This is a genomic window from Rhizobium sp. KDH_Rht_773_N (assembly GCF_052946295.1).
In genome coordinates, this window is sequence record NZ_CM129525.1 from 2,677,921 (window position 1) to 2,701,877 (window position 23,957).

The window sequence follows — 23,957 nt, forward strand, 5'->3', positions numbered from 1 at the left end:
ATGTCGCACTTCTATTTCAAGACCATGGACAATGACGGCACGATCCCGGGGGATCTTCCCTTCGAATTTCCCGATCTCTTCGCCGCGGTGGAGGAGGCAAAACATGTGCTTGCCGAAATGGCGCTCGATGGTCTGCCGCAACGGCCGGGCGGAACCTTGGGCATCGAGGTGCAGAATGGTGATCGGTCCGCGATCGTGCGCCTGCGGCTGGAGCTGAAAGTGGACTACATCAATTCGTCCTGAGCGGAACCAATGCAGCGTTCAGGCCGTTTTCCGGAACCACCCACGAGAGAGGACGATCTCATGCAACTTGTCGGTACCCAGGTCATACCCGCCTATGGCGGCAAGGGCGGCTTCACGGTCGAGTTCGTGGGCGATGGCGGCGAAGTCGTCTCCGTGCAGATCAGGAACGAGCACGGTCAGCAGCTGAACCGGCTGAACGCGGTCGAAAAGGCGAGGGAAGTGATGAGCCGCTTCGCCACGGCGCAAATCCGTGACGACGAGGGCGATCATGCCGCCGCCCGGCGCAGTGCGCGGTCGGCGAGGGATGAGGAGGCGATGGAAGAACAGCTGGACGAGGGACTGGAAGGCACTTTTCCGGCCAGCGATCCGGTCTCCGTCACCAACACGGCCATACCGAAGGGCAGCAAACACTGATCCATCCTTTCATGGCCGTCATACAAGGAGGCGCCCTGCGATCATCGGCTTGATCGCAGGGCGTTTTTCGGTCACTGCTACTTCAAACCCGCTCAGAGATCGCCCTTCATGCCCTCCTCAAATGCTTCCTTCGTGCGCTCTGCGCTGATCATGCTGGCGCTCGGCGTGCTGATCCTGGTGGCGATTGTCGGGGCCTCGCTCTGGCTTGTGCGGCAAAACAGCTTCTATTCCGATGAAGTGGCGCAGATCCGGCGCGTGCGCAGCGCAGCAGCCGACCTGTTGTCGACGCTGCAGGATGCCGAAACGGGCCAGCGCGGTTTCCTGCTGACGCTCGACCGGGCATATCTCGACCCCTACAACACGGCGATCCAGAACCTGCAGCAGAGGCGTCAAAGGCTGCGGGAGGCGACAGAGGATGTTTCCCGTTACAGCGAGAGCCTGGCGCCTCTCGACAATGCGATCGATGCCAAGCTCAAGGAACTTTCGTCGACCATTACGCTCGCCTCCGAGGGGCAGATGGCGGATGCCCTCTCGATCGTCCGCAGCGATACCGGCAACGCGGCGATGGCGGTGGCGCGCTCGACGCTGATCGCCCTAATCGCCTCGACCGATGACCGGCTGCGCGTCATCGTTACCGAACAGCTGGACGCGGCCGACAATCTGCAATGGGTCACTATCGGCGGCGCGCTTGCCATTGTCATCGTCATCGGCGGCGCCATCCTCATCATCGTTCAGCATGTGCGCGAGCTCTCGCGAGCGCAGGCGGAACTCGAAATCCTCAATGCCGGTCTGGAGGAGCGCGTCAGCGAGCGTACCGAGGACCTGATGCGGGCCAACCAGGAGATCCAGCGTTTCGCCTATATCGTGACCCACGATCTTCGCGCGCCGTTGGTCAATATCATGGGCTTCCTGAGCGAGCTGGAAACCAGCCTGAAGGCCGTGACCGCCTATGTTCTGGCAGATGGCAAGCCGCTCAATGACGATGAAATCAAGGAAGCAAGGCTTGCGGTGGAGGAGGACCTGCCGGAAGCGATGGGCTTCATCCGGTCTTCTACCCGCAAGATGGATGCGCTGATCAATGCCATCCTGAAGATTTCACGCGATGGCCGGCGCAAGCTTGTTCCCGAGCGGGTCGACCTCAAGGCGGTACTCGAGACGGCTGCGGCGAGCGTCCAGCACCAGATCGCGGCCTCCGAGGGCAAGGTGGAGATCGACGTGCGCGTGCCCGTGCTCGTGACGGACCGCTTCTCGCTCGATCAGATCTTTGGCAATCTCTTCGACAATGCCGTAAAATACCGATCGTTGAACCGCCCGCTCGATCTGCATGTGACGGCGGTGCCCGCCGGCAAGGGGCGTGTCCAGATCGATATCAAGGACAATGGCCGTGGTATCGGCAAGACCGATCTGGAGCGCGTATTCGAGCTTTTCCGGCGTGCCGGCGAGCAGGATCAGCCGGGTGAAGGCATCGGGCTTGCCTATGTGCGTTCGTTAATACGAAATTTGGGAGGCGATGTTACGGTCAACTCGACCGAAGGCGTCGGCAGCACATTTTCGCTGGTGCTGCCTGCAGACCTCAGCACAATCATAAAGGCAGAGACATGAAAGCCACCGGCAAGGAAGTCACGATCGTCATGATCGAGGACGATGAGGGGCATGCCCGCCTCATCGAGAAGAACGTGCGCCGCGCCGGCGTCAATAACGAGATCGTCCCGTTCACCAACGGCGCCAGTGCGCTCGATTACATTCTCGGCGCGGATCGCAGCGGTGAAGTCAGCCGCGACCGCTATCTTCTCGTGCTTCTGGATCTGAACCTGCCGGATATGTCGGGCATCGATATCCTGGAAAAGATCAAGGGCAACGACCATACCAAGCGTCTGCCGGTCGTGATCCTGACGACGACCGATGACGAGCGCGAGATCCAGCGCTGCTACGATCTCGGCGCCAATGTCTACATCACCAAACCGGTCGATTACGACAATTTCGCTCACGCGATCCGTCAGCTCGGCCTGTTTTTCGCCGTTATCCAGATCCCGCAATAAGGCGGCAAAGAGAAAGGCGAGCGGCCACGGCACGCTCGCCTTTGACGTATTCTGACAGTTCAGGCGACGTTGATCAGCAACGGCAGGCCGATCATGACGCCGACGAGAACGGCGACGACAGTTGCGACACGCACGATGCGAATACGCCGCGTGCGCTCCCCACTCCAGTCATAGGTCATTTTTCGTCTCCTCAGGGAAGGACGTAGAGCCCGGGGTTCCGGGTTCGCTATGTATGATCGCGTTTGCTTGTGTAAGACTGGACTAATTTACGAGGCTCATTCAGAAACGCAGCGACCAGCGGCGGCCGTCATGGGTCATGCGCACCATGCCGAGCGGCGGGACGTCGATGGTCCAGAAGGCGGCGGGCGGCGCCTTCAGCACATTCAGGATCGCTGCGCGAATGACGGCTGCATGGCTGATGGCAACGATGTGGCCACCAAGCGGCATTTCCTCGTTCATCCAGCCGGCAACGCGGCTTGCAAGCTCCTGCAGGCTCTCGCCCTCATGCGGGGCTGCTTCGGGATCGGACATCCAGAGGGCGAAATTTTCAGGTTCTTCCGCGTGAAGGCTCATGAGCGGCCTGCCTGCCCAGCGGCCGTAGTCGCAATCCCTGAGAGAGGGGGCAAGGATTGCGTCGAAGCCCAGAATCTCGGCGGTCTGGCGCGCGCGCAGAGCCGGGCTGACGAACACCGTGTCCGCTCGCCCCGGTGCCGGGAGGGCGGCTTGGCGCGGCGTGCTTTCCTCCAGCGGCTCGTCGGTTGGGAAGGAGGCGGTGCGGTTGGCTGCTGTCGCGCCGTGGCAGATCCATGTGAGGCGGGTGGTCACGTTTCGCGCCCTCCGAAGATAGGGCGGGATGGCAGCCGCCCGCATATGAAGTTTCGTTGACAGTCTCTTTGAGCAGCAGATATAACCGTGACGTTGCGGGTTTGGAAGCCGGTGAAAATCCGGCGCGGTCGCGCCACTGTGACCAGCGTGTCGAAATTCTTCGCGTTGGAAGTCAGACCCTACCGTACGCAAGATCTTCGACTGAACGCGTCATTCCAGGAGGAATACATGTCTGACACCACTTTCGCGCCCGTCGCGTCACCCGCGCCAATTCCCGTAGGCCAGATTCTGCCCTGGGCGATCTTCGGCGGCCTGCTGATGCTGATCGCCATCTATTTCGTCGGCACGGAAGAAGGGGCGATGGCGCTCTTCAACGGCATGTACGTGCACGAATTCGTGCATGACGGCCGCCACCTGCTCGGCTTCCCCTGCCACTAAGGGAGTGTCTCACATGGTTGGAAATCTTCTGCTCCGCGGCATGGTCGCGGGCGTGATTGCTGGCATCCTGGTTTTTGCCTTCGCGCGCTTCTTCGGAGAGCCGCTTGTCGATGCGGCGATTGCCTTTGAGGAGGCGACGGCGCAGGCTGCCGGCGAGGCCGCCGAGCCGGAAATCGTCAGCCGCGCCACGCAGGCGGGGCTTGGGCTCTTCACGGGCGTCATGGCTTACAGTGTTGCCGTCGGCGGCCTGTTCGCACTTGTCTTCGCCTTCGTGCATGGCCGCTTCAGCAGCCTTTCGGCGCGCGGCACGTCGGCCGCCATCGCCGCAGCCGCTTTCGTTGCCGTCGTCATCGTTCCCGCCATCAAATATCCGGCCAATCCGCCGGCTGTCGGCAATCCGGATACGATCGGCGTGCGCACCGAATTGTTTTTCCTGATGATCGTCGTTTCGATTGCTTCGCTGGTCGCCGCTATCGCGATTGCCCGCCGGCTGGCTGCGAATTTCGGCACCTGGAATGCGGCGATCATCGCCGGCGTCCTCTTCGTCGTCTTCATCGGCCTCGTGGAATATCTGCTGCCGCCGATCAACGAAGTGCCGGAGAATTTCTCGGCCATGGTGCTGTGGCGGTTCCGCACGACCTCGCTCGGCATGCATGTGATCCTCTGGTCGGTTCTCGGCCTTGCCTTCGGCGCCCTGGCGGAAAAGCGCCTCGGTTTGAAGAGCGGGCTGCGCCCGGCCTATCGATAGAATGCGGAGCAGGGGCTTTTGAGCTCCTGCCTCTCCGGGCTCATGGCCGCTTCGTTTCGGATCGCCCTGTTGTGAAAAGATCATTGCTCAACATCTGGTTCGGGCTTGCCTTGCTTGTCGCAGGCAGCGCATCCGCACATATCCGCAGCGGCGAGGGCAGTCATGCCGGTCTGCCGGTGGCCGAAATCTCTCACGGCGAGATGGCGGTCATTGCCGATTATCGCGGACGCATCATGGATCTCGCCTCGCGGGCGGTCGATACGAACGAAGCTTTCCGGCGCGTGCTGAACTATGCGGAAATCCAGTATTCCTATTGCCTCTGGGGTCGAATGCCGGGGAGCGTGACGGATGAGGAAAGCCCGTTCAACGAATGCGCCCATGCTTATCTCGCGGCGACAAAGGCGGTGCTGCTGGCGATGCGGGATATGCCGCAAGAGGCAGCGGCGGCGGCAGAAATCATATCGGCCGTGGATGTCGACATGGTGCGGCGCGGGCTTTCGCTTGTGACCTGCCGCTTCAGCGGCGAAGGGTTCAATACGGCGGATATCGTGCGCCCGCACTGGGGCGAAATTCCATTGCACCCGGCGAGCATGGCTTCGCTCACGGGACTGGCGGCAATCCTTGCCGCAGGATACTTTGCCCTGAGGCGGGTTCTTCGCGTTCAATCTTCCGAATAGCGCTGCTCGCGCCACGGATCGCCGTACATGTGGTAGCCGTTCTTTTCCCAGAAGCCGGCCCTGTCCGACGGCATCAGGTCGATGCGGCGCAGCCATTTGGCGCTTTTCCAGAAATAAAGGTGCGGCACGACAAGACGCATCGGCCCGCCGTGATCGCGGGTGAGCGGCAGGCCCTCCCACGCGGTGGCGAGGATCGCATCCTCGGCTGCGAAATCCGAAAGCGGCAGATTGGTGGTGTAGCCGTCATAGCTGGTCAGCATGACGTAGCTCGCCTCCGCCTTGGGCATGGCGAGATCGAGCAGATCGCGGGTGGCAACGCCTTTCCATTTGTTGTCGTAGCGCGACCATGTCGTCACGCAATGGATATCGCTGACCATGCTGCTCTGTTCCAGGGCCTGGAAGGCCGCCCAGTTGAGGTCGAGTTCCGTCTCGACGAGACCTCGCACCTCCAATTTCCAGCTGTCGATGGCAATGACCGGCTGCTGGCCAAGATCGAGCACCGGCCAGTTCTTGACCAGATGCTGGCCCGGCGGCAGGCGCTCGGCTTCCGGGCGGCTGACGCGGCCGGTCAGGAATTTTCCCTCTGCCGCCCAGCGGCGCTTGGATGTCGTGAGCTTGCTGTCTTGCGGGATCTGCTCGTCGCTCATGGCGGTCTCCTTGCGGTGCAGCAATCAGACATGCGTGCCTGACAAGTGTCAAGTTTCGGCGCCCCTTGGAAAACTCTGCCGTGCTCATTACACTTGAGCGGTCGGGTTATGCCTCCACGGGGAGCGGAGGCGGAAAGGGAGGAGCGAGACCCTGTCTTCGCGCTATCGTGTCATTGCGGCGCTTTGCGCCGCACCCTTGCTGGTCTTCGCTTTCTTCTACTACGGGAGCGCGGTCGCGACACGTGCCTATATGGGGGAAGCGTCGGCGCAAGCGGGCACGGCGCTGCGGCTCGCTGTCTCGGCGCTCAGCGGCCACCTCAGCCGCTACGAGGCCCTGCCGGCACTGATTGCCGATCACGACGATATCAAGGAGCTGGTGAGCCGGCCGGAGGATCGCTCGCTGCGTGACACCGCCAATCTTTACCTCAAGGAAATCAACGGACTGCTGAAATCCTCCGACATTTATGTCGTGCGTCCGGACGGTGAGACGATCGCTGCCAGCAACTATGACGGTCCCGGCAGTTTCGTCGGTGAAAACTTCAGCTACCGCCCCTATTTCCAGGAGGCGATCGGCGGGCGGCAGGCACGCTTCTACGCGCTCGGCACGACGTCGCTGAAGCGCGGCTACTATTTCTCCTCGCCGATCCGGGTGGATGGGCAAATCCGCGGCGTCATCGTCTTCAAGGTCGATATCGATGTGATCGAATCCTCCTGGAGCGGCGGCGAGTACCGTATCTTCGTCTCCGATCCCGAGGGCATCATCTTCATGTCGGACAGTCCGGACTGGCTCTATGGGGCAATCCTGCCGCTGAGTTCGGATCGGATAGCGCGTACCGAGGCGTCGCGGCGTTATGCCAATGCGAAGCTTGTCGAACTGCCGGTCGTCCGCCATCACTTCGAGGATCATGACCTGATGACGCTGACCGGCGACCACGGGCAAAGCGAATATCTCGTGCTCTCTCACTATATGCCGGCCGAAGACTGGACGGTGAACGTGCTGATGGACACGGGCTCCATCCGGGCACAGGCGCGCACCGCGCTTGTCGTCGTCTTTCTCATTCTCTGCATTGCCGGCCTGACCTTTGCCATTCTTCGGCAGCGGCGCATGCGGCTTGCCGAACGCCTGCAGCTGCAGGCCGAGGCGCAGAACGAGCTGGAGCGGCGGGTCGAGGAACGCACAGCGGATCTTGCCCGCGTCAACAGCCGCATCGAGCAGGAGATTGCCGAGCGGCGCCTGACCGAGCAGCGGCTGCGCCAGACCCAGGCCGATCTCATCCAGGCGGGCAAGCTTGCGGGTCTCGGTCAGATGTCGGCGGCGCTTTCACACGAGTTCAACCAGCCGCTTGCCGCCGCCAAGACCTATACGGACAGCGCCGCCGTGCTGCTGGAGCGCGGCCGAACGGCCGAAGCGCAGGACAATATCCAGCGCATCGGCGGGCTGATCGATCGCATGGCGTCCATCAGCCGGCACCTGCGCAATTTCGCGCGCAAGCCCAATGAGAAGCTCGGTCCGGTGCCGCTGGACGAGGCGATCCGCGATACGCTGGAGATCATCGCCTGGCGGCTCAAGGCGGCTGACGCCGATCTCCGGCTGCATCTCGGGCCGCGGCCGCCGGTGGTCAAGGCCGGTTCGGTGCGCCTGCAGCAGGTGCTGGTCAACGTGATCTCGAATGCAGCCGATGCCGTCGAGGGGCTGGAGGACCGCCGCATCGAGGTTTCGGCTTCCGAGGAGGCCGGCAGGGTCATCCTGGCCGTGCGCGACCACGGGCCGGGCGTGCCGGCGGCGATTGCCGAGCGCATCTTCGATCCCTTCTTCACCACCAAAGGGGTGGGCAAGGGGCTCGGCCTCGGGCTTTCCATTTCCTATAACATCATCAAGGATTTCGGCGGCAGCCTGACCGTTTCCAACCATCCGGAGGGCGGGGCGGTGTTCCGTATCGAGCTTTCCGCGGCAGCTGGCATGATGCCGGAGGCGGCGGAATGAACGAGCAGAAAATATTGCTCGTCGATGACGAGGAGGAACTGCGCCGCTCGACCGCGCAGGCGCTGGAACTCTCCGGTTTCAGCGTCGAAACGTTTTCGAACGCCGATCATGTGCTGGAACTGATCGGCTACAGTTTTCCCGGTGTCGTCGTTACCGATATCCGCATGCCGGGCATGGACGGCATGACGCTGATGCAGAAGATCCGGGAACTCGATGCGGAAGTGCCTGTCATTCTCGTCACCGGCCATGGAGATGTGCAGCTCGCCGTCAAGGCGATGCGTGAGGGTGCCTATGATTTCATCGAGAAACCCTTCACGCCGCAGATGCTCGCCGGCGTCATCCGTCGCGCCATGGAGCGGCGCAGCCTGGTGCTGGAGAACCGGCTGCTGAAGGCCGTTGCCGGCAAGCGCGACGATATCGAGGCGCGGCTGCCCGGACGCACGCAGATCATGGTCGACCTGCGCTACCGTATCCGCGCGATCGGGGCGAGCGATGCCGATACGCTTGTCGTCGGCGATACCGGGGCGGGCAAGGAAGTGGTGGCGCGGGCGCTGCACGATATCAGCGCACGGGCAAGCCGGCCGTTCATCGCCATCAATTGCGCCGCCCTTCCGGCAAACCTGATCGAGAGCGAACTTTTCGGGCATGAGGCTGGCGCTTTTCCGGGTGCCGTGCGGCCCCGCTACGGCAAGTTCGAGCATGGCCGCGGCGGGACCATTCTGCTTGACGAGATCGGCTCCATGCCGGTCGATCTGCAGGCGAAGTTCCTGCGGGTGCTGCAGGAGCGCATGATTTCACGGCTCGGGTCGAACGAGACCGTGCCGCTCGACGTGCGGTTCATCGCCACGAGCAAGGTCGATCTGGAGGCCGAGGTCGCCAATGGCCGGTTCCGCGCCGACCTGCTTTACCGGCTCAACGTCGCGACCATTCATGTGCCGTCGCTCTCACAACGCCGGGCCGACGTTCCGCTGCTCTTCATGCAACTCGTCAGGGAGGCGGCCGCGCGCTACGGCAAGGACGATATGGCCGTGCCGCCGGATGTGATCTCCGACATTGCGCAACGCGAGTGGCCGGGCAATGTCCGCGAATTGCGCAATGCCGCCGACCGCTTCGTGCTCGGCCTTGATGGCGGCGGGCGGCAGGTCGAGGCTGCGGGGCTTGCCGAGCGCGTCGCCGAATTCGAGCGCGGCGTGATTGCGAGCGCGCTTGTCGCCCATGGCGGCAGCCTGAAGCCGGTCTATGAATCGCTCGGCATTTCGCGCAAGACGCTTTACGAGAAGATGCAGAAATACGGTCTCGACAAGAAACTGCTGGCCAACGAGATGGCCGGTGAGATGCGACGCGAGTTCTGATCCCGTTCCGAATCCCCGATGTCGTGGCCTGCTTTCAGGCCTTGTCCGCGTCAGGTCTTGACAGGCAACCATTTGGTTGCCTATAAAATGAAAACAGGCAACCAAATGGTTCCGTATCAGCATGGATGAAGACACGGTTTTTCGGGCTTTGGCGGACGGCAGCCGGCGTCGCCTGCTGGACCGCCTGCATGCGCGCAACGGCCAGACGCTCGGCGAATTGTGCGAAGGGCTGGAGATGACGCGCCAGGCGGTAACGAAACATCTCGGCATTCTGGAGGAAGCAAATCTCGTTTCCACGCGCAGGCAGGGGCGCGAGAAGCTGCATTACATCAATCCGGTTCCGATCAACGAGATCGCGGATCGCTGGATCAGCAAGTTCGAGCGCCGTGCATTGGACGCGCTCTCCGATCTCAAGAAGAGCCTCGAAGGCAGCAAGGACGAATGAATCGCCCGGCCTGCCGGCGAGGGTGTGACCCAAGCCTTGGCCAAAAGGGAGTATCATCATGGCAGGCAGCGCATTCAACTACGTCACCTATATTCGCACCACACCGGAACAGCTCTGGTCTGCGCTCACGACATCGGAATTCATGAAGAAATTCTGGCTTGGAGTGCAGTTTGAAACCGATTGGAAGGCCGGCTCTGCCTGGCGGATGCGTTATTCCGACGGCACCGTCACCGATACCGGCGAAATCCTCGAGTTCGATCCGCCCAGGCGGCTTGTCCTGAAGTGGCATAACCAGTTCAGGCCGGAGCTCAAGGCCGAAGGGTTTTCCGAGTGCGTGATAGAGCTCGAGCCGGCTGGCGAGGCGGTCAAGCTGACGCTGACGCATTCCATCCCGGTCGAGGGCTCGAAGTTCATCGGTGCCGTCTCCGGCGGGTGGCCGCAAATTCTCTCCAATCTCAAGTCCCTCCTGGAAACGGGCGAGGTCGTCCTGCCTCCGAACCGTTGAAGAACAACCGATGGGTGGATTTCCACCCATCGCTTTAACCATTTGTTTCCGAATCGACCCATGCTGCGGCGCACTGTCGCAAAATCGTCATTCCTCCCTTCGTGCCGCGATTGCGGCTGCTGCTTTCCCGCCTGCAAATGGGTCATCCGAGCCGGTGCGGAGGATGCTGCCGGCGGGACAACCTATTTTCATCAGGGAGGAAAACGATGAAAATCCTGAAGGCCATGCTCGGCGTGACCGCCGCCGCTGCCGTTTCGCTTCTTGCCCATGCCGCTTCGGCGCAGACCTATCCCGAGCGCACCATCACCATGGTCGTGCCTTTCTCGGCCGGCGGCCCGACCGATACTGTCGCGCGCCTCGTCGCGGAATCCATGTCGAAGGATCTCGGCCAGCAGATCGTCGTCGAAAATGTTGGCGGCGCGGGCGGTACCCTGGGCGCCGGCCGGGTGGCCGCTGCCGATCCGGATGGTTATACGATCCTGCTGCACCATATCGGCATGGCTACCAGCGCCACGCTTTACCGCAAGCTCGCCTATGACACGCTGAATGCTTTCGAATATGTCGGCCTCGTCACCGACGTTCCGATGACGATCGTCGCCCGCAAGGATTTCGAACCGGCCGACCTGAAGGGTCTGGTCGAATATGTGAAGGCCAACAAGGACAAGGTCACTGTCGCCAATGCCGGCATCGGCGCGGCATCCCATCTTTGCGGCATGATGTTCATGAGCGCCATCCAGACGCCGCTCACGACCGTTCCCTACAAGGGTACCGGCCCGGCCATGACCGATCTTCTCGGCGGCCAGGTCGATATCATGTGCGACCAGACGACCAATACGACGAAGCAGATCCAGGGCGGCACGATCAAGGCCTATGCCGTGACCTCGCCAGCCCGCCTCGATGTGCTCAAGGACATTCCGACCGCCGTCGAAGCCGGCCTGCCTGGCTTCGAAGTCGGCATCTGGCATGGCATCTACACGCCGAAGGGCACGCCGGCCGAAATCAACGAGCGTCTGTCGAAGGCGCTGCAGGTCGCGTTGAAGGATCCGAACGTTGCCGCCCGTTTCGCAGAGCTTGGCACGGCCCCCTCATCGGACGCCGATGCAACGCCGGCGGCGCTGAAGGCGAAGCTTGAGAGCGAAATCGCTCGCTGGAAGCCCGTTATCGAAGCTGCCGGCGAATACGCAGACTGAGCCTGACTGCGACCTTCGCACCCTCCTCCCGGCCGGGAGGAGGGTGTCTGCGCAGCCCGGCATCGGCAGCGACGCTCCATCTCCAACACCGGGAGACATTATGAAATCCCTCAGTTTCGACACAACCAACGTCATCTGCGGCGCCTTGCTCGCCGCAACCGGCGCCTTCTTTGCCTATCAGTCGCTGGAACTTGAAATCGGCACGGCGCTGCGCATGGGGCCAGGCTATTTCCCGCTCGTCCTGTCGGGCATCCTCGTTCTGCTCGGCCTCATCATCCTCGTGCAGGCGGTACGGGTTCAGGGGGAGCCGATCGAGCCGTTCGCCTGGCGCGGCATGCTCTTCATTCTCCCCGCACCCGTCTTCTTCGGGTTGACGGTGCGCGGGCTTGGCTTTGCGCCGGCCATTTTCCTGACGGCCCTCATCGCCTGCTTTGCGTCTTCCCGCATGAATGTGCTGATGGCGCTTGTCCTTTCCCTGGTACTGACGGCCTTTTCTGTCGCCGTCTTCAGCTACGGGCTCGGGCTGCCGTTCGAACGTTTCGGCCCCTGGGTCCGGTTCTAGGAGGCGGGGATGGAACTTTTCAGCAATCTCGCCCTCGGTTTCTACACGGCCGGAAGCCTGGCAAACCTGTTCTTCTGCCTCATCGGCGTGCTGCTCGGCACGTTGATCGGCGTGCTGCCCGGCATTGGCGCAACAGCCACGATCGCCATGCTGCTGCCGATCACGTTCCAGCTCGAGCCGGTTTCTTCGCTCATCATGCTCGCCGGCATTTATTACGGTGCGCAGTATGGCGGCTCGACGACGGCGATCCTCATCAATATGCCCGGCGAATCCTCCTCGGCCGTCACGGCCATCGACGGTTATCAGATGGCGCGGAAGGGCCGGGCCGGGGCGGCTCTTGCAATCGCCGCGCTCGGCTCGTTTTTCGCCGGCACGGTCTCGACCTTCCTTGTGGCGATCTTTGCGCCGCCGTTGACGGCAATCGCGCTGCAATTCGGCTCGGCGGAATATTTCTCGCTGATGATCGTCGGTCTCGTGTCTTCGATCGCACTGGCGCACGGCTCGGTCGTCAAGGCGCTGGCAATGGTGGCGCTCGGACTGCTGCTCGGCCTTGTGGGCACGGACATCTATACCGGCACGCCCCGTTTCACGCTCGGCATTCGCGAATATGCCGACGGGCTGAATTTCGTGGCGCTGGCGGTCGGCGTCTTCGGTATTGCGGAAATCCTGCGCAATCTGGAGGGCGAGAAGACGCGCACGGTGCTGATGGCGAAAGTTACGGGTCTGCTGCCGTCGAAGGAAGAGTTCAAGGAGATGATTGCGCCGGTTGTCCGCGGCACGGTCATCGGCTCGGCACTGGGCATTCTGCCGGGCGGCGGAGCAATCCTCGCGTCATTTGCCTCCTACACGGTGGAAAAGCGCGTTTCGAAGAAACCGGAAGAGTTCGGCCACGGTTCGGTTGCCGGCGTCGCGGGGCCGGAATCGGCCAATAATGCCGGGGCTCAGACTTCATTCATTCCGCTGCTGACGCTCGGCATTCCGGCAAACCCTGTCATGGCGCTGATGGTCGGCGCGATGATCATCCAGGGCATCGTGCCGGGGCCGAATGTGGCAACGGAACAGCCCGCCCTGTTCTGGGGCATTATCGCCTCCATGTGGATCGGCAATCTGATGCTCGTCATCCTCAACCTGCCGCTGATCGGGCTTTGGGTGAAGCTGCTGACGGTGCCCTATTACGTGCTTTTCCCCGTGATCATGGCTTTCTGCTCGATCGGAGTCTACAGCGTCAATTCCAACGTCTACGACCTTTATGCCATCGCCTTCTTCGGTCTCATCGGCTACGTGCTCGCCAAACTTCGCTGCGAGCCGGCGCCACTCCTGCTCGGCTTCGTGCTCGGGCCGTTGCTCGAGGAGAACCTGAGGCGCGCCATGATCCTGTCGCGCGGCGATGCAACGACTTTCCTCACCCGGCCGATCAGCGCCATCCTGCTGGCGATCGCGCTTGCCGTGCTGATCGTCGTCTTCCTGCCCAGCGTGAAGCGCAAGCGCGAAGAGGTCTTTGTCGAAGAGGCGTGAGGGCTTGCGCTCCCGGCCTGTTTGATGAAGAAAGAACGATCTGATACGGGCGCTATCGGGCGCCCGTTTTCGTTTTACAGGATATCCAGGCTCATGAGCATTCCCGCCCGGATCAGCAACGATCTGCCTTTTCTGACCTCTCTGCGTCGCGATCTGCATGCCCATCCCGAACTCGGCTTCGAGGAAGAGCGCACCAGCGGGATCGTCGCCAGGCTTCTGGAGGAGGCCGGTATCGTGGTCCATCGCGGCCTCGGCGGCACGGGCGTCGTCGGCACGCTGCAGATCGGCAACGGCACACGCGCGATCGGGCTGAGGGCAGACATGGACGCGCTCGCCATGCCCGAGACGGCAGAGCGGCCTTACAGGTCGACAGTGCCGGGCAAGATGCATGCCTGCGGTCATGACGGGCATACGGCGATGTTGCTCGGCGCGGCACGCTATCTCGCCGAAACGCGGAGTTTCTCCGGTACCGTGCATTTCATCTTCCAGCCGGCAGAAGAGGGCCGCGGCGGCGCAAAACGCATGGTGGAGGAGGGGCTGTTCAAGCTCTTTCCCTGCGATGCCGTCTATGGCCTGCACAACATGCCCGGCCTTGCCGTGGACGAGATCGCTGTCGTCGAGGGGCCGCAGCTTGCCTCGTCCGACAGCTGGCGGATCACCTTCCGCGGCATCGGTACGCATGGGGCAAAGCCCCATCTCGGGCGCGATCCGATCACGGCAGCCGCCACCTTCCTTTCGTCGCTGCAGGCGATCGTCGGGCGCGTCGTCGATCCGCTTCAGCCGGCAGTGGTCAGCGCCTGTTCGCTGCAGGCCGGCAATCCCAAGGCCCTCAACGTCATCCCCGATATCGTCGAGATCGGCGGGACGGCGCGGGCCTATTCGCCCGAGGTGCGCGATCAGCTGGAGTCCGAAATCAGCCGTCTGGCGCGGGGCACGGCCGCCATGTTCGGCATCTCGGCGGATTATGAATTCGAACGCCGCATTCCGCCGGTGGTCAACAATGCGGATGCGACGGCGCGGGCGCTGGCTGCCGCAAAGGCCGTCTTTGGCGAAAAGGCCCGCACGAGTTTTCCGCCGTCAACCGCCGGCGACGATTTCGCCTTCTTCGGTCAGAATGCTCCCGGCTGCTATGTCTGGCTTGGCAATGGCCCGGCCGTCGATGGGGCGCTGCATCACAACACGGCATATGACTTCAACGACGAGGCGCTGCAATATGGTGCGGCCTATTGGGTGTCGCTGGTGGAACGGGAGCTCAAGGCTGAGGCTTAAATCGCCTCAGAAGACCTCCAATACCGGGCTCTCAAGAACCTTACCGGTGATGACGTCGGCGATGCCGCGATCGGTCTGGTGCGGCCCGGCATTGCAGGCGAGCGTCGCGCCGAAGCAGGCCTTGAAGACCAGATAGGGTGGTTTCCAGTCGACGATCTTCTCCATCGCCTTGCGGATGCCGGCAAAGCCGTTGGCGGTTTCCTCCAGCGAGGCATCGGTCACGAGGCCGGAGAGCGGCAGGGGCAGAAGGACTTCGACGCGGCCGTCCTTTGCCACGGCCATGCCGCCGCCGACCTCGATAACCGCGTTTGCTGCAAGCGCCATGTCTCGCGCATTTCCGCCGAAGACGGTGAGATTGTGGCTGTCATGCGAGACGGTGGTGCAAAAGGCGCCGTGCCATTGGCCCCAGCCCGTCAGGAAGCCGACACGCGGCCTGCCGTCCGCCAGTCCATGACGGTGCGCGACCGCGATCATGGCGCTGCCGGCCGGGGGGACGACAAAGCCGTCGCGAACGTCTCCCTCCGCTTCGCCCCACTGGGTGAAACGCGGGCGGTCGATCGTTGCCAGGCGCACCCTGGTGCCCGCTGAGCGAATGCGGAAATCATCGTCGGCAAGCGGCGCAAGCTTGACCGATTGCATGAGCGGGCTGGTATCGAGCGGCGGGATCGGATCCCTCACCGCGCCATTTTCGGCAACCAGGCGGCCGTTGGCGATGACGGCGCGGGCCTTGAATTCGCTCATATCCGCAAACAGCACGAGATCGGCGCGGCGTCCGGGAGCGATGAGGCCGAGATCCGAGCGTTTCAGACGCTGCGCAGCGTTGAAGGTCGCAGCGCGCAAGGCCCATTCCGGGCGCATGCCATAACGCACGAGGCGGCGCACCACATCGTCGAGGCCGCCATTCTCGTGAAGTTCGTCGGGGAAGACGTCATCGGTGCAGAGTGTGACGGTCGGCGGAAGATGGCCGATGCCGTTCAATGCATCGACGAATTCCTTCAGCAGGTGATCGTGCGAGCCGCGCAGCTCGATCGTCATCCCGGCCGCGAGTTTCTGCAGCAGGTCCTGGCCGGACGTGAGTTCGTGATCGGACGTAATGCCGGCAGCCATGAAGGCATTGAGGTCGGCGCCTTCCAGCCCGCGGGCATGGCCGCAGACGAGTTTGCCGGAGGCCAGGCCGGCATTGACGATCGCCGTCATGCGAGGATCGCCATCGATGACGCCGTGCATGTTCATGACCTCAGCGACACCCCCGATCGCCGGCGCGCGCAGCAGTTCGGCGATGACGCCGGCGTCGAAATCCGCACCGGCCAGTTCAAGCCCGGGGGCGGAAGGGACGCAGGAAGGAGCCAGCAGGATCATGCGCAGCGGCAAGTTGCGCGCCGCCTCGATCGCCCATCGCACCCCGTCAAGACCATGGACATTGCCGAATTCGTGGGGATCCCAGACGACCGTCGTCACGCCGCGCGGCAGCACGGCTTCAGCATATTCGGCCGGCGTCACCATCGAGCTTTCGACATGCATGTGCGTATCGATGAGACCGGGAGAAACGATGCTGCCGGCGGCATCGATTACATCGGCCGCGTCCGTGCGGCTTGCCGGTACGTGCACGCTCGCAATCAAGGCGCCGACGAGGCCGATATCGGCTTCGCGGATCAGGCCGGTGACGCTATCGAGAATGCGGCCGCCGGTGATCAGCAGATCGAAGGGGCTGTCGCCACGGGCGGCGGCCACGGCGCGGGCGCGTAAGGCGGGCTCGTTGAGATCGCCAGGTTCCTGGCGCGGAGTGGCGGTCATTTGCGGGCCTCGTTGACCAGGGCGGCGAGAATGATGACACGCGCCATGTCGGCATCGATGTCGGCGGCGAACTGTGCATTGAACGTTGCGTGGGTGGCGCGGGTTTCAACGACCGTGCGCCCGCGCGTATGTTGCCCGTGCAATTCCACGTCGATGCGGGCAGGGCGGAAACTCACCACTTGCGGAGCAGCGAAGGCGACGGCGGCCGAAGGATCGTAGATCGCCATGGCGGGACGACCGCGGCTGGTGCCGATCGCGATATAACCAGCAAACATGTCGGCGATCAGATCGGCATTGGTGCCGCCCGCGGCGCGGACCGGATCGGCATCCTCGGGTTTTGCGAGGACCTTGCGGCAGAGATCGAGATCGACCATGCGCAGCGGCAGTTTGTGGGCGATGACGATGGCCAGCGCTTCGGGGTCTGCGAGCGCGTTGAATTCGGCCGATGCCGTGTGGTTGCCCGAGGTGACGCCGCCGCCCATCCAGACGAGTTCGGTGATGCGGGCGGCAAGATCGGGGCGGGCAAGCGCAAGGGCTGCGATGTTCGTCAGCGGTCCGAGCGCCAGGATACGGTGCGGGCCCTCCAGTTCCAGCCAGCGGCAAAGTGCGGCAAAGGCGTCGCTATCCGGCAGGATCGCGGCAGGCGGCAGGTGTCTGCCGGTCGTGGGGATGCCGCTTTCGCCGAGCACTGCCTGGGCCGTCTCGAGCTTGCCGAGGACGGGCATGTGGCGGCCGGTATGGATCGGAAATTTCCAGCCGAAGGCTTTGGCGGCACCCGCCGCATTGGTGCGCACCTGCGGCAGCGAGGCATTGCCGAACACCAGGGATACGCCGTCGATCGTGAGTTCGGCATTCGTCACCACCATGATGGCGGCGATATCGTCGAAACCCATATCCGTGTCGATCCACACACCCATGATGTCACCCGAAACGCTTGAGGCTTGCGGCGGCCGCGACCGGCAGGTCGAAGGCGATGGCGCTGCCGAGTTCGTGTTGCGGCAGGGTGGCATCAACCTCCGCCTTGATCGGCCCGAGCGTGCTGTCCAGCAGATATTCGCGGCTGTTGCCGGCAAAGGATGTGCCGCGCACGGTGCCCTGGAAAGGACCGGAACCAAGCATCACCGCGCGCGGCCGCCAGGCCAGGCCCGCCGTATCGTCAGGCGCCGGAGTTGCAAGCGCGACCGGGCCGTTTGCCGTCGCAAGCTTTCCGTCCTTCAGCGCAAAGATATTCTCGAAGCCGACGAAATCGGCGACGAAGGAGGAGACAGGCTTGTTGTAGATGTCCTCGGGCGTGCCGATCTGTTCGATTCCGCCATTCAGCATGACGATGATGCGGTCGGCAAGGGCGAGTGCCTCTGCCTGATCGTGGGTGACGAAGATCATGGTGACACCGGTCTCCTTCTGCACGCGTTGCAGTTCGGCGCGCATTTCAAGGCGCAGACGGGCGTCGAGATTGGAGAGCGGTTCGTCGAGCAGCAACACTTTCGGCTCCATGACCATGGAACGGGCAAGCGCCACACGCTGCTGCTGGCCGCCGGAGAGTTCAGCCGGTTTGCGGCCTGCGAATTTCGCCAATCCGACGGACTTCAGGCCGCCATTGACCCTGGTGTCCAGATCCTTGCCGCGAAGACCTTTCAGGCGCAGGCCGAAAGCAACGTTTTCATAGACCGTCAAATGCGGGAACAGCGCATAGGATTGGAAGACGAGACCGACAGCGCGCTTGTTGGCGGAGACACGGGTAATATCGGCGCCATCGAGATTGATGCGGCCGGAGGCTGGGGTGAGCAGGCCTGCTATGGCGCGCATGGTCGTCGTCTTGCCGCAGCCGGAGGGGCCGAGAAGCGCCACCAGTTCACCCTTGGCGATCGACAGGTCGAGGCCCTTCACCGCGACCGTATCGCCATAGGCAAGCGTCAGCTTGTCGAGTTGAAGGTAGGCATCAGACATAGCGAGAGAATCCCAGGAAGCGTTCGGCGAGGAAGACGATGCCGATCGAAAGGAAGGCGAGCAGCGCCGAGAGCGCGGCAACGGACGGGTCGTAAGTGGTCTCCATATAGCCCAGCATGTCGATCGGCAGGGTGCGCACGCCGGGGCCGGAGAGGAACAGCGAAACGGGCACCTGGTTGAAGCTGGTGACGAAGCCGAGAATGAAGGCGGCGAGAATGCCGCCGCGAATATTCGGCATAACCACGCGGAAGAAGGCGCCAAACCGCGACGAGCCAAGCAGGACCGCGGCTTCCTCGATATCCGCGCGAAGGTTCCCGAGGCTCGCAGACACCACGCGCACGGCATAGGGCAGCACCAGGGCGGTATGGGCAAAGAACAGCGCCAGCGTGATGTTGAAGCCGAAAGGAACGACGAGATAACGCAGCAGCGCCAGGCCCACGATGATGCCCGGCACGATGATCGGCAGCGAGACGACGGTTCTCATCGCCTCGGAGCCGGGCAGCCTGTAGCGCGACAGGGCATAGGCGGCGGGAATCCCGAGGACGAGCGCTGCCAGCGTGCCGAAAACCGCGAGAAACATCGACATGGCAAAGCTGTCTCGGAAGCTGTCGATGGTGAAGACCTTGGCAACCCAGCGCAGCGACAGGCCCTGCGGCGGGAAGGCCAGCGTATCGCCGGCCGAAAGGGAGGCGGCGATGATGATCAGGAAGGGACCGATCAGGAAGACCAGCAGCAGGAACAGTACGACCGGTGAGAACAGGCGGATGCTCATCGACGGTTCCTCGCAGTTGCGAGCCGTTTCAACAGAATATTGGCGGCAAAGCTCATGACGATCAGGATGAAGGCGATGACGCTCGCCGAGACGAAGTTGTTGGCGACCGATACCTGCTGGTACATCAGCGTTTCCAGCATCAGCACCTTGGAGCCGCCGAGAATGGCCGGGGTGATGTAGGCCGTCAGCGAGCCGGTGAAGACCAGCGTGCCGCCGACGACAAGCCCCTCCCTGGTGAGCGGCAGAATGACCTTCCAGAAGACCTGGAACCAGTTGGCGCCGAGCACGCGGGCGGCGGGAATGGCATCCTTCGGCATGTTCTCCAGCGCGCTGATGAGCGACAGGATCATCAGCGGCAGGAAGAGCTGCAGCAGGCCGATGAAGACAGCGGTTTCCGTGAAGAGAAGGCGCAGCGGCTCCGCGCTCAGGCCGAGGCCGGTGACGGCTTCGTTGACGATGCCGGTGCGGCCGAGAATGACGATCCAGGCATAGGTACGGGCAACAGGCGAAATCATCAGCGGCAGGGTGACGAGGCCAATCATGCGGCCCTTGCCCTTGGCGGGCAGATTGACGATTGCGAAGGCTGCGGCATAGCCGATAACGGCCGAAACGGCCGTCACTTCAAGGCCGAGCCGGAACGTGCGGAAGAAGACGGTGCGGTTCAGCGTCTGCGCGAAGAAATCCGTATAGGCCGCGAGCGTCCAGGCCCCGCTGCTGCGAAAGCCTTCGGAGAGCAGGATCGCGACGGGCAGCAGAAAGACCACGGCTGCGAAGATCGCTGCCGGCAGGGCAAGTGCCAGGGCTTCGGCGCGGTTCTGGAACATGGGACGCCTTTCGAGCGGGGGAGAGGTCGGTCCCGGCCGGCGCCGGGACCATTATCGGCGGCGGATTACTGGCCGACCTTTTCGTTCCATTCCTTCAGCCAGCCGTTGCGATTGTCGAGCGCGGCGGCAGAGGGGATGAGCTTCAGGCTCTTGGCGGTTTCCTCGCCGTAGGTGATGTTGTTGGCGACCTCGTCGGAGACCTTGACCTCCTTGTTCGCCGGGCTGTCGATCAGCTTTTCGGCGAGTTTGGTCTGAACTTCGGTCGAGAGCCAGAAATCCATGAACTGCATGGCGAGGTCCTGGTTCTTCGAGCCCTTGGTCATGACCAGCACGTTCATGCCGCCGGTCTGGCCTTCCTTCGGCGTTGCCCAGGCAACGGGAACATTAAGCTTGGTGAAGCCTGCCCAGGAGAAGCGGCCGATCGGAGCCGCCCAGATTTCTTCCTGCTGCATGAGCTGCACGAGCTGGGAGGATTTTTCATAGAAGGTGACGATCTCGTCCTTCTTCTCGCCGAGTGCTTCGATCGGCGCCTTGAGATCGGGCGTGTCCTTGCCGAGCGCGAGGCCGAGCATATAAAGCGCCGGCGGACCCTGGTTGGTCGTGACATTCGGGAAGGCGACGTGGCCGACATATTCCGGCTTCAGCAGGTCGGCCCAGGATTCGATCTTCATCTTGTCGGAGCGGTAGGCGATCGAGGTGGCGTAGAAGGTATAGCCGACGCTCATGCCGTCGCCGTTCGGATCCTTGGCGACATCATAGAGCTTGGAGAAATTTTGAAGCTTGGACGTATCGACCTTGTCGATCAGGCCGGCGCGGGCGGCGGCAAGACCGTCAGCCATGGAGACGGCGGCAAGATCGACCACCGGATTGGCCTTGTTGGCTTCCATCTTGGCGAGGCGCTCGACGCTGTTGCCGGTTTCGACGACGAGCTTGCAGCCACACTTGGCTTCGAATGGATCGTAGACGATCGTCTTGTAGTCGTCCTGCGCAAAGGCATAGACGGAAATGGTCAGCGTGCGGTCCTGTGCTGCGGCGCCGAGCGGGAAAAGTGCGGCAAGCGCCACCGATGCAATGAGGGCTTTCTTCATTCTACATGTTCTCCATCTCTGAGGTTTTTTGTGCCGGGTTCGCAGGCCCGGAGGATTGGCGGACGATCAGCTGCATGGGCACGCGTTCGGTCTCCGCCGTAACCAGCACGCCCTCTCGTATGCCGCTTTCGTTAATTCTGTCGACCAGTGCCGAAACGGCGATTTCGGCGATCGTATCCATGTCCATCCTCACCGTCGTCAGCGACGGCGTGACGACAGGCGACCAGATGAGGTCATCGAAGCCGGTGACGCTGACATCGGCAGGCACGCTGATACCCTCCTGCTGCAGCTCGGTCAGCGCGCGCAAAGCCTGCAGGTCGGAAAGCGCGGCAAAGGCGGTGAAGCCCTGACCTGCCTTTTCCGCAAGGCCCAGGCGGCAGCCGACGCCTGTCTCGGCCTCGAGCCGCTCGATCCAGAGCGTTTCGGAGCGCATGCCGGGCTGCAGGCCGGCCCTGATGCCGCCGGCCCTGTCGTTCTGGACATTGGACTCATGATTGTTGCCGATGATCAGGATCTGCCTGTGACCGAGGCCGGCGAGATGGGCGGCGATCTCCCTGCCGCCTTGCCAGTGGTCGGCGGCGACCGTATTGCCGGGCGTGGAGGCGGTGTCGATGACGGCGACCGGGCAGCTTGCGCCAGAAATGCGGGTCGCACGACGCGGCACAACCACCATGCCGTCAACGCCACGTTCCACCAGCCGGTTGATCGCCTCGGTCTGCGCCGTGATATCGCCGCGGGAGTCGGCAATCAGCACGCCGTAGCCTGCCGCGGATGCAGCATATTCGATGGCCTGGGCGATCTTGGGAAAGAGAGGGTTGGCGATATCGGGCAGGACAAGGCCGAGCACGCCGCTGCGACCGGTGCGCAGGGCCCGGCCTGCCTGGCTCGGCACATAGCCAAGTTCGGCGGCATGCGCGCGAATTCTTTCGATTAGAGCGTCGGACACCCGGCCCTTGCCGGACAGCGCATTCGAGACGGTGGCAACAGAGACGCCGAGCGACGTCGCTATCCTGCTGAGGTTGGGTCCCGGGCGTTGTGAAGCCATTGTTCCGACGTGCTTCGCTTAATCGTTTAAGCAACTGCATAGCGTAGCGATCGCGGCTTGTCGAATCCAAATTCCTCCGATGCGCAATTATCTGTCCGGTCGAATGGTCGCGCAAACAAAAAGCCCCGCGAGAGACCTGACCCGCGGGGCTTCACGATAAGATTATGCGAGGACCTCAGCTGCCCTTGGCAACTTTGACCGGTGCCGGAGCCGTGGTCTTGCCGCCGGGAGCGAAGCCGCCGCCGGTTGCGATGTTGAGCGCAGCGTAGTCCTTCGCCATCTGCTGAACAGCGGCGGCGAGGCTTGCCTGAGCGAGAGAAACCTGACGCTGGGCATCGAGAACGTCGAGCAGCGAGGAAGCACCGTCCTTGTACGATGCCGTCGAGAGTTCGAGCGTTTCCTGCGTCGTGCGGACCTGTGCGCGCAACGCATCGACCGTCTGAGCATCGCGGCGAACGGCCGACAGGGCGTTTTCGACCTGCTCGACCGCCGTCAGCACGGTCTGCTTCCAGGCGAGGTAGGCTGCGGCCGCGTCGGATTTGGAAACGTCGACATTGGCGCGCAGGCGGCCGCCATCGAGGATCGGCAGGTTCAGCGTCGGGCCGAAGGACCATGCCGACAGGCCGCCGTGCATGCCGCGCTGGTTGATGTAGCTCGGCGAGATCGAACCGGACAGCGAGATCGACGGATAGAGCTGCGCCTCGGCGACACCGATCTGGGCGGTGGCGGCAGCGAGGTTGCGCTCAGCCTGACGAATGTCGGGACGATTGCGGATCAGGTCGGCCGGAATGCCGGAATTGATGCCGCCGCGGAAAGTCGGCTGACCGGAGCCGCGCAACAGTTCGTCGACCATGGAGCCGGCCGGCTGGCCGACGAGGGTGGCGATATGGTGGGCCGAAACGCGGATATTGGTTTCGAGGCCGGGGATTTCTGCGAGCGTCGACTGGACGAGGCCTTCGGCCTGCACGACGTCGAGGCGGGAGGCCGCACCGGCATCAAGCTGGAACTTGGTGAGGTCGTAGGTTTCCTGACGAGACTTCAGGTTGGCCTTCGAAAGTGCCAGGCGCTGCTGATAGAAGCGCAGATCGATATAGGTTGAGACAAGGTCCTGGATGTAGGAGAGCTTGGCGATGTCGGCGGCCGCGTAAGCGGAGTCGAGCGAGGCGAGGGCGCTTTCCTTGCTGCGCTTGTAGAGGCCGAACATGTCGAGCAGCCAGGACAGGGAGAGCTGTCCGGCGCTGGTGTTGCGGGTGTTGAACTGGGTGCGCAGTTCGCCGGTCTGGCCGCTGACGGTGTGAGAGGCGCCGACATCGAGGGCGGGCAATGCGCCGGCGCCGGCGATGGTCACGTTGGCGGATGCGGAATTGATACGTTCAATGGCCTGCTGAACCGTCAGGTTCTGATCGAGGCCGATCTGAATAAGGCTGTTGAGCTTGCGGTCGTTATAGGCGGTCCACCAGGCCGTGGTGGCGACGTCGCCGTTGCTCTTTTTGCCGCCTTCGCTGAATTTTCCAGGGAGCGGCATTTCAGGAGGTACGTGATCAGGGCCTAAAACACAGCCCGACAGCAATAACAATAGCGCCGGTGTGGCATAACGAAGAGGTACCATGCATTTCATCCTGTAACTCGAGCAA

At 62.8% G+C, this 23,957-nt stretch carries 24 protein-coding genes and 1 pseudogene; 15 read left to right on the plus strand and 10 right to left on the minus strand.

From position 1 onward, the window contains the following. From ACU8HS_RS13315 to ACU8HS_RS13330, 4 genes are all read left to right on the plus strand, one after another. On the plus strand, positions 1 to 243 hold the full coding sequence (locus ACU8HS_RS13315) for a DUF6894 family protein (RefSeq protein ID WP_112703590.1): 243 nt from the start codon (positions 1 to 3) through the stop codon (positions 241 to 243). A gap of 60 nt (positions 244 to 303) precedes the next feature. Next, complete coding sequence (locus ACU8HS_RS13320; protein ID WP_112564027.1) at positions 304 to 657, plus strand: hypothetical protein; 354 nt, start codon at positions 304 to 306, stop codon at positions 655 to 657. 108 nt (positions 658 to 765) lie between these two features. Continuing rightward, the gene (locus ACU8HS_RS13325) at positions 766 to 2,259 is read left to right on the plus strand and encodes a sensor histidine kinase (protein ID WP_447014539.1); all 1,494 of its coding nucleotides are present in this window, start codon (positions 766 to 768) and stop codon (positions 2,257 to 2,259) included. Continuing rightward, entirely contained in the window at positions 2,256 to 2,696 is a 441-nt protein-coding gene (locus tag ACU8HS_RS13330) for a response regulator (protein WP_112756819.1), read from the plus strand. Before ACU8HS_RS13325 ends, ACU8HS_RS13330 begins: the two co-directional genes overlap by 4 nt. A 279-nt stretch (positions 2,697 to 2,975) precedes the next feature. On the opposite strand, the gene ACU8HS_RS13335 is transcribed toward ACU8HS_RS13330, so the two are convergent. Continuing rightward, positions 2,976 to 3,521 (minus strand): histidine phosphatase family protein, encoded by a 546-nt coding sequence (locus ACU8HS_RS13335; protein WP_112756893.1) that lies wholly within the window; start codon positions 3,519 to 3,521, stop codon positions 2,976 to 2,978. Between the two features lie 228 nt (positions 3,522 to 3,749). Between ACU8HS_RS13335 and ACU8HS_RS13340 the strand changes: the two genes are divergently transcribed. From ACU8HS_RS13340 to ACU8HS_RS13350, 3 genes are all read left to right on the plus strand, one after another. Beyond that, the gene (locus tag ACU8HS_RS13340) at positions 3,750 to 3,959 is read left to right on the plus strand and encodes a CbtB domain-containing protein (RefSeq protein WP_007826976.1); all 210 of its coding nucleotides are present in this window, start codon (positions 3,750 to 3,752) and stop codon (positions 3,957 to 3,959) included. Positions 3,960 to 3,972: 13 nt separating this feature from the next. Then, a complete protein-coding gene (locus ACU8HS_RS13345) occupies positions 3,973 to 4,707 on the plus strand; it encodes a CbtA family protein (RefSeq protein ID WP_112756816.1) in 735 nt (244 codons plus the stop codon). Positions 4,708 to 4,778: 71 nt separating this feature from the next. Beyond that, positions 4,779 to 5,384, plus strand: a complete 606-nt coding sequence (locus ACU8HS_RS13350) for a hypothetical protein (protein ID WP_112564036.1) — start codon at positions 4,779 to 4,781, stop codon at positions 5,382 to 5,384. Here ACU8HS_RS13350 and ACU8HS_RS13355 read toward each other — a convergent pair. After that, complete coding sequence (locus ACU8HS_RS13355) at positions 5,369 to 6,031, minus strand: sulfite oxidase-like oxidoreductase (protein WP_447014540.1); 663 nt, start codon at positions 6,029 to 6,031, stop codon at positions 5,369 to 5,371. The two genes, ACU8HS_RS13350 and ACU8HS_RS13355, sit on opposite strands and share 16 nt — an antisense overlap. 108 nt (positions 6,032 to 6,139) lie before the next feature. On the opposite strand from ACU8HS_RS13355, the pseudogene ACU8HS_RS13360 reads away from it, so the two are divergent. The 8 genes and pseudogenes from ACU8HS_RS13360 to ACU8HS_RS13395 all read left to right on the plus strand — a co-directional run bounded on the left by ACU8HS_RS13360 (position 6,140) and on the right by ACU8HS_RS13395 (position 14,853). After that, positions 6,140 to 8,015 (plus strand): annotated as a pseudogene (locus ACU8HS_RS13360) (sensor histidine kinase). Next, positions 8,012 to 9,367, plus strand: a complete 1,356-nt coding sequence (locus tag ACU8HS_RS13365) for a sigma-54-dependent transcriptional regulator (protein ID WP_112564042.1) — start codon at positions 8,012 to 8,014, stop codon at positions 9,365 to 9,367. Before ACU8HS_RS13360 ends, ACU8HS_RS13365 begins: the two are co-directional and overlap by 4 nt. Positions 9,368 to 9,488: 121 nt before the next feature. After that, entirely contained in the window at positions 9,489 to 9,812 is a 324-nt protein-coding gene (locus ACU8HS_RS13370; protein WP_112703583.1) for a metalloregulator ArsR/SmtB family transcription factor, read from the plus strand. A 58-nt stretch (positions 9,813 to 9,870) separates the two neighbouring features. Next, positions 9,871 to 10,317, plus strand: a complete 447-nt coding sequence (locus ACU8HS_RS13375; protein WP_112753260.1) for an SRPBCC family protein — start codon at positions 9,871 to 9,873, stop codon at positions 10,315 to 10,317. A 206-nt stretch (positions 10,318 to 10,523) separates the two neighbouring features. After that, complete coding sequence (locus ACU8HS_RS13380) at positions 10,524 to 11,507, plus strand: tripartite tricarboxylate transporter substrate-binding protein (protein WP_112564048.1); 984 nt, start codon at positions 10,524 to 10,526, stop codon at positions 11,505 to 11,507. Between the two features lie 100 nt (positions 11,508 to 11,607). After that, complete coding sequence (locus ACU8HS_RS13385; protein ID WP_112564050.1) at positions 11,608 to 12,069, plus strand: tripartite tricarboxylate transporter TctB family protein; 462 nt, start codon at positions 11,608 to 11,610, stop codon at positions 12,067 to 12,069. Between the two features lie 9 nt (positions 12,070 to 12,078). After that, positions 12,079 to 13,584 carry a tripartite tricarboxylate transporter permease gene (locus ACU8HS_RS13390; protein WP_112564052.1) on the plus strand — a complete coding sequence of 502 codons (1,506 nt, stop codon included), beginning with the start codon at positions 12,079 to 12,081 and terminating at the stop codon, positions 13,582 to 13,584. 93 nt (positions 13,585 to 13,677) lie between these two features. Continuing rightward, positions 13,678 to 14,853, plus strand: coding sequence for a M20 aminoacylase family protein (locus ACU8HS_RS13395; protein ID WP_447014541.1), 1,176 nt, complete (start codon positions 13,678 to 13,680; stop codon positions 14,851 to 14,853). A 6-nt stretch (positions 14,854 to 14,859) separates the two neighbouring features. Here the strand turns inward: ACU8HS_RS13395 and ACU8HS_RS13400 are convergent, their stop codons facing one another. From ACU8HS_RS13400 to ACU8HS_RS13435, 8 genes are all read right to left on the minus strand, one after another. Further along, complete coding sequence (locus tag ACU8HS_RS13400) at positions 14,860 to 16,647, minus strand: adenine deaminase (RefSeq protein ID WP_447014542.1); 1,788 nt, start codon at positions 16,645 to 16,647, stop codon at positions 14,860 to 14,862. Beyond that, the gene (locus ACU8HS_RS13405) at positions 16,644 to 17,564 is read right to left on the minus strand and encodes a nucleoside hydrolase (RefSeq protein ID WP_447014543.1); all 921 of its coding nucleotides are present in this window, start codon (positions 17,562 to 17,564) and stop codon (positions 16,644 to 16,646) included. The genes ACU8HS_RS13400 and ACU8HS_RS13405 overlap by 4 nt, the downstream gene beginning before the upstream one ends. A 4-nt stretch (positions 17,565 to 17,568) precedes the next feature. After that, positions 17,569 to 18,594, minus strand: a complete 1,026-nt coding sequence (locus ACU8HS_RS13410) for an ABC transporter ATP-binding protein (protein WP_113412993.1) — start codon at positions 18,592 to 18,594, stop codon at positions 17,569 to 17,571. Then, positions 18,587 to 19,366 carry an ABC transporter permease gene (locus ACU8HS_RS13415; RefSeq protein ID WP_112703578.1) on the minus strand — a complete coding sequence of 260 codons (780 nt, stop codon included), beginning with the start codon at positions 19,364 to 19,366 and terminating at the stop codon, positions 18,587 to 18,589. Before ACU8HS_RS13415 ends, ACU8HS_RS13410 begins: the two co-directional genes overlap by 8 nt. After that, a complete protein-coding gene (locus tag ACU8HS_RS13420; protein WP_112703577.1) occupies positions 19,363 to 20,190 on the minus strand; it encodes an ABC transporter permease in 828 nt (275 codons plus the stop codon). Before ACU8HS_RS13420 ends, ACU8HS_RS13415 begins: the two co-directional genes overlap by 4 nt. Before the next feature lie 65 nt (positions 20,191 to 20,255). Beyond that, the gene (locus ACU8HS_RS13425; RefSeq protein WP_112564067.1) at positions 20,256 to 21,278 is read right to left on the minus strand and encodes an ABC transporter substrate-binding protein; all 1,023 of its coding nucleotides are present in this window, start codon (positions 21,276 to 21,278) and stop codon (positions 20,256 to 20,258) included. 1 nt (position 21,279) lies between these two features. Further along, positions 21,280 to 22,323 (minus strand): LacI family DNA-binding transcriptional regulator, encoded by a 1,044-nt coding sequence (locus ACU8HS_RS13430; protein WP_113412994.1) that lies wholly within the window; start codon positions 22,321 to 22,323, stop codon positions 21,280 to 21,282. Positions 22,324 to 22,498: 175 nt separating this feature from the next. Next, positions 22,499 to 23,932, minus strand: a complete 1,434-nt coding sequence (locus ACU8HS_RS13435) for an efflux transporter outer membrane subunit (RefSeq protein WP_112564072.1) — start codon at positions 23,930 to 23,932, stop codon at positions 22,499 to 22,501. Between the last annotated feature and the right edge of the window lie 25 nt (positions 23,933 to 23,957).

Coding starts and splice junctions, on each gene's coding strand:
- ACU8HS_RS13415 (WP_112703578.1), bottom strand. CDS start 19,366: ATGAGCATCCGCCTGTTCTCACCGGTCGTACTGTTCCTGCTGCTGGTC.
- ACU8HS_RS13370 (WP_112703583.1), top strand. CDS start 9,489: ATGGATGAAGACACGGTTTTTCGGGCTTTGGCGGACGGCAGCCGGCGT.
- ACU8HS_RS13405 (WP_447014543.1), bottom strand. CDS start 17,564: ATGGGTGTGTGGATCGACACGGATATGGGTTTCGACGATATCGCCGCC.
- ACU8HS_RS13400 (WP_447014542.1), bottom strand. CDS start 16,647: ATGACCGCCACTCCGCGCCAGGAACCTGGCGATCTCAACGAGCCCGCC.
- ACU8HS_RS13425 (WP_112564067.1), bottom strand. CDS start 21,278: ATGAAGAAAGCCCTCATTGCATCGGTGGCGCTTGCCGCACTTTTCCCG.
- ACU8HS_RS13430 (WP_113412994.1), bottom strand. CDS start 22,323: ATGGCTTCACAACGCCCGGGACCCAACCTCAGCAGGATAGCGACGTCG.
- ACU8HS_RS13420 (WP_112703577.1), bottom strand. CDS start 20,190: ATGTTCCAGAACCGCGCCGAAGCCCTGGCACTTGCCCTGCCGGCAGCG.
- ACU8HS_RS13410 (WP_113412993.1), bottom strand. CDS start 18,594: ATGTCTGATGCCTACCTTCAACTCGACAAGCTGACGCTTGCCTATGGC.
- ACU8HS_RS13320 (WP_112564027.1), top strand. CDS start 304: ATGCAACTTGTCGGTACCCAGGTCATACCCGCCTATGGCGGCAAGGGC.
- ACU8HS_RS13345 (WP_112756816.1), top strand. CDS start 3,973: ATGGTTGGAAATCTTCTGCTCCGCGGCATGGTCGCGGGCGTGATTGCT.
- ACU8HS_RS13355 (WP_447014540.1), bottom strand. CDS start 6,031: ATGAGCGACGAGCAGATCCCGCAAGACAGCAAGCTCACGACATCCAAG.
- ACU8HS_RS13435 (WP_112564072.1), bottom strand. CDS start 23,932: ATGGTACCTCTTCGTTATGCCACACCGGCGCTATTGTTATTGCTGTCG.
- ACU8HS_RS13325 (WP_447014539.1), top strand. CDS start 766: ATGCCCTCCTCAAATGCTTCCTTCGTGCGCTCTGCGCTGATCATGCTG.
- ACU8HS_RS13365 (WP_112564042.1), top strand. CDS start 8,012: ATGAACGAGCAGAAAATATTGCTCGTCGATGACGAGGAGGAACTGCGC.
- ACU8HS_RS13340 (WP_007826976.1), top strand. CDS start 3,750: ATGTCTGACACCACTTTCGCGCCCGTCGCGTCACCCGCGCCAATTCCC.
- ACU8HS_RS13330 (WP_112756819.1), top strand. CDS start 2,256: ATGAAAGCCACCGGCAAGGAAGTCACGATCGTCATGATCGAGGACGAT.
- ACU8HS_RS13315 (WP_112703590.1), top strand. CDS start 1: ATGTCGCACTTCTATTTCAAGACCATGGACAATGACGGCACGATCCCG.
- ACU8HS_RS13385 (WP_112564050.1), top strand. CDS start 11,608: ATGAAATCCCTCAGTTTCGACACAACCAACGTCATCTGCGGCGCCTTG.
- ACU8HS_RS13380 (WP_112564048.1), top strand. CDS start 10,524: ATGAAAATCCTGAAGGCCATGCTCGGCGTGACCGCCGCCGCTGCCGTT.
- ACU8HS_RS13375 (WP_112753260.1), top strand. CDS start 9,871: ATGGCAGGCAGCGCATTCAACTACGTCACCTATATTCGCACCACACCG.
- ACU8HS_RS13390 (WP_112564052.1), top strand. CDS start 12,079: ATGGAACTTTTCAGCAATCTCGCCCTCGGTTTCTACACGGCCGGAAGC.
- ACU8HS_RS13395 (WP_447014541.1), top strand. CDS start 13,678: ATGAGCATTCCCGCCCGGATCAGCAACGATCTGCCTTTTCTGACCTCT.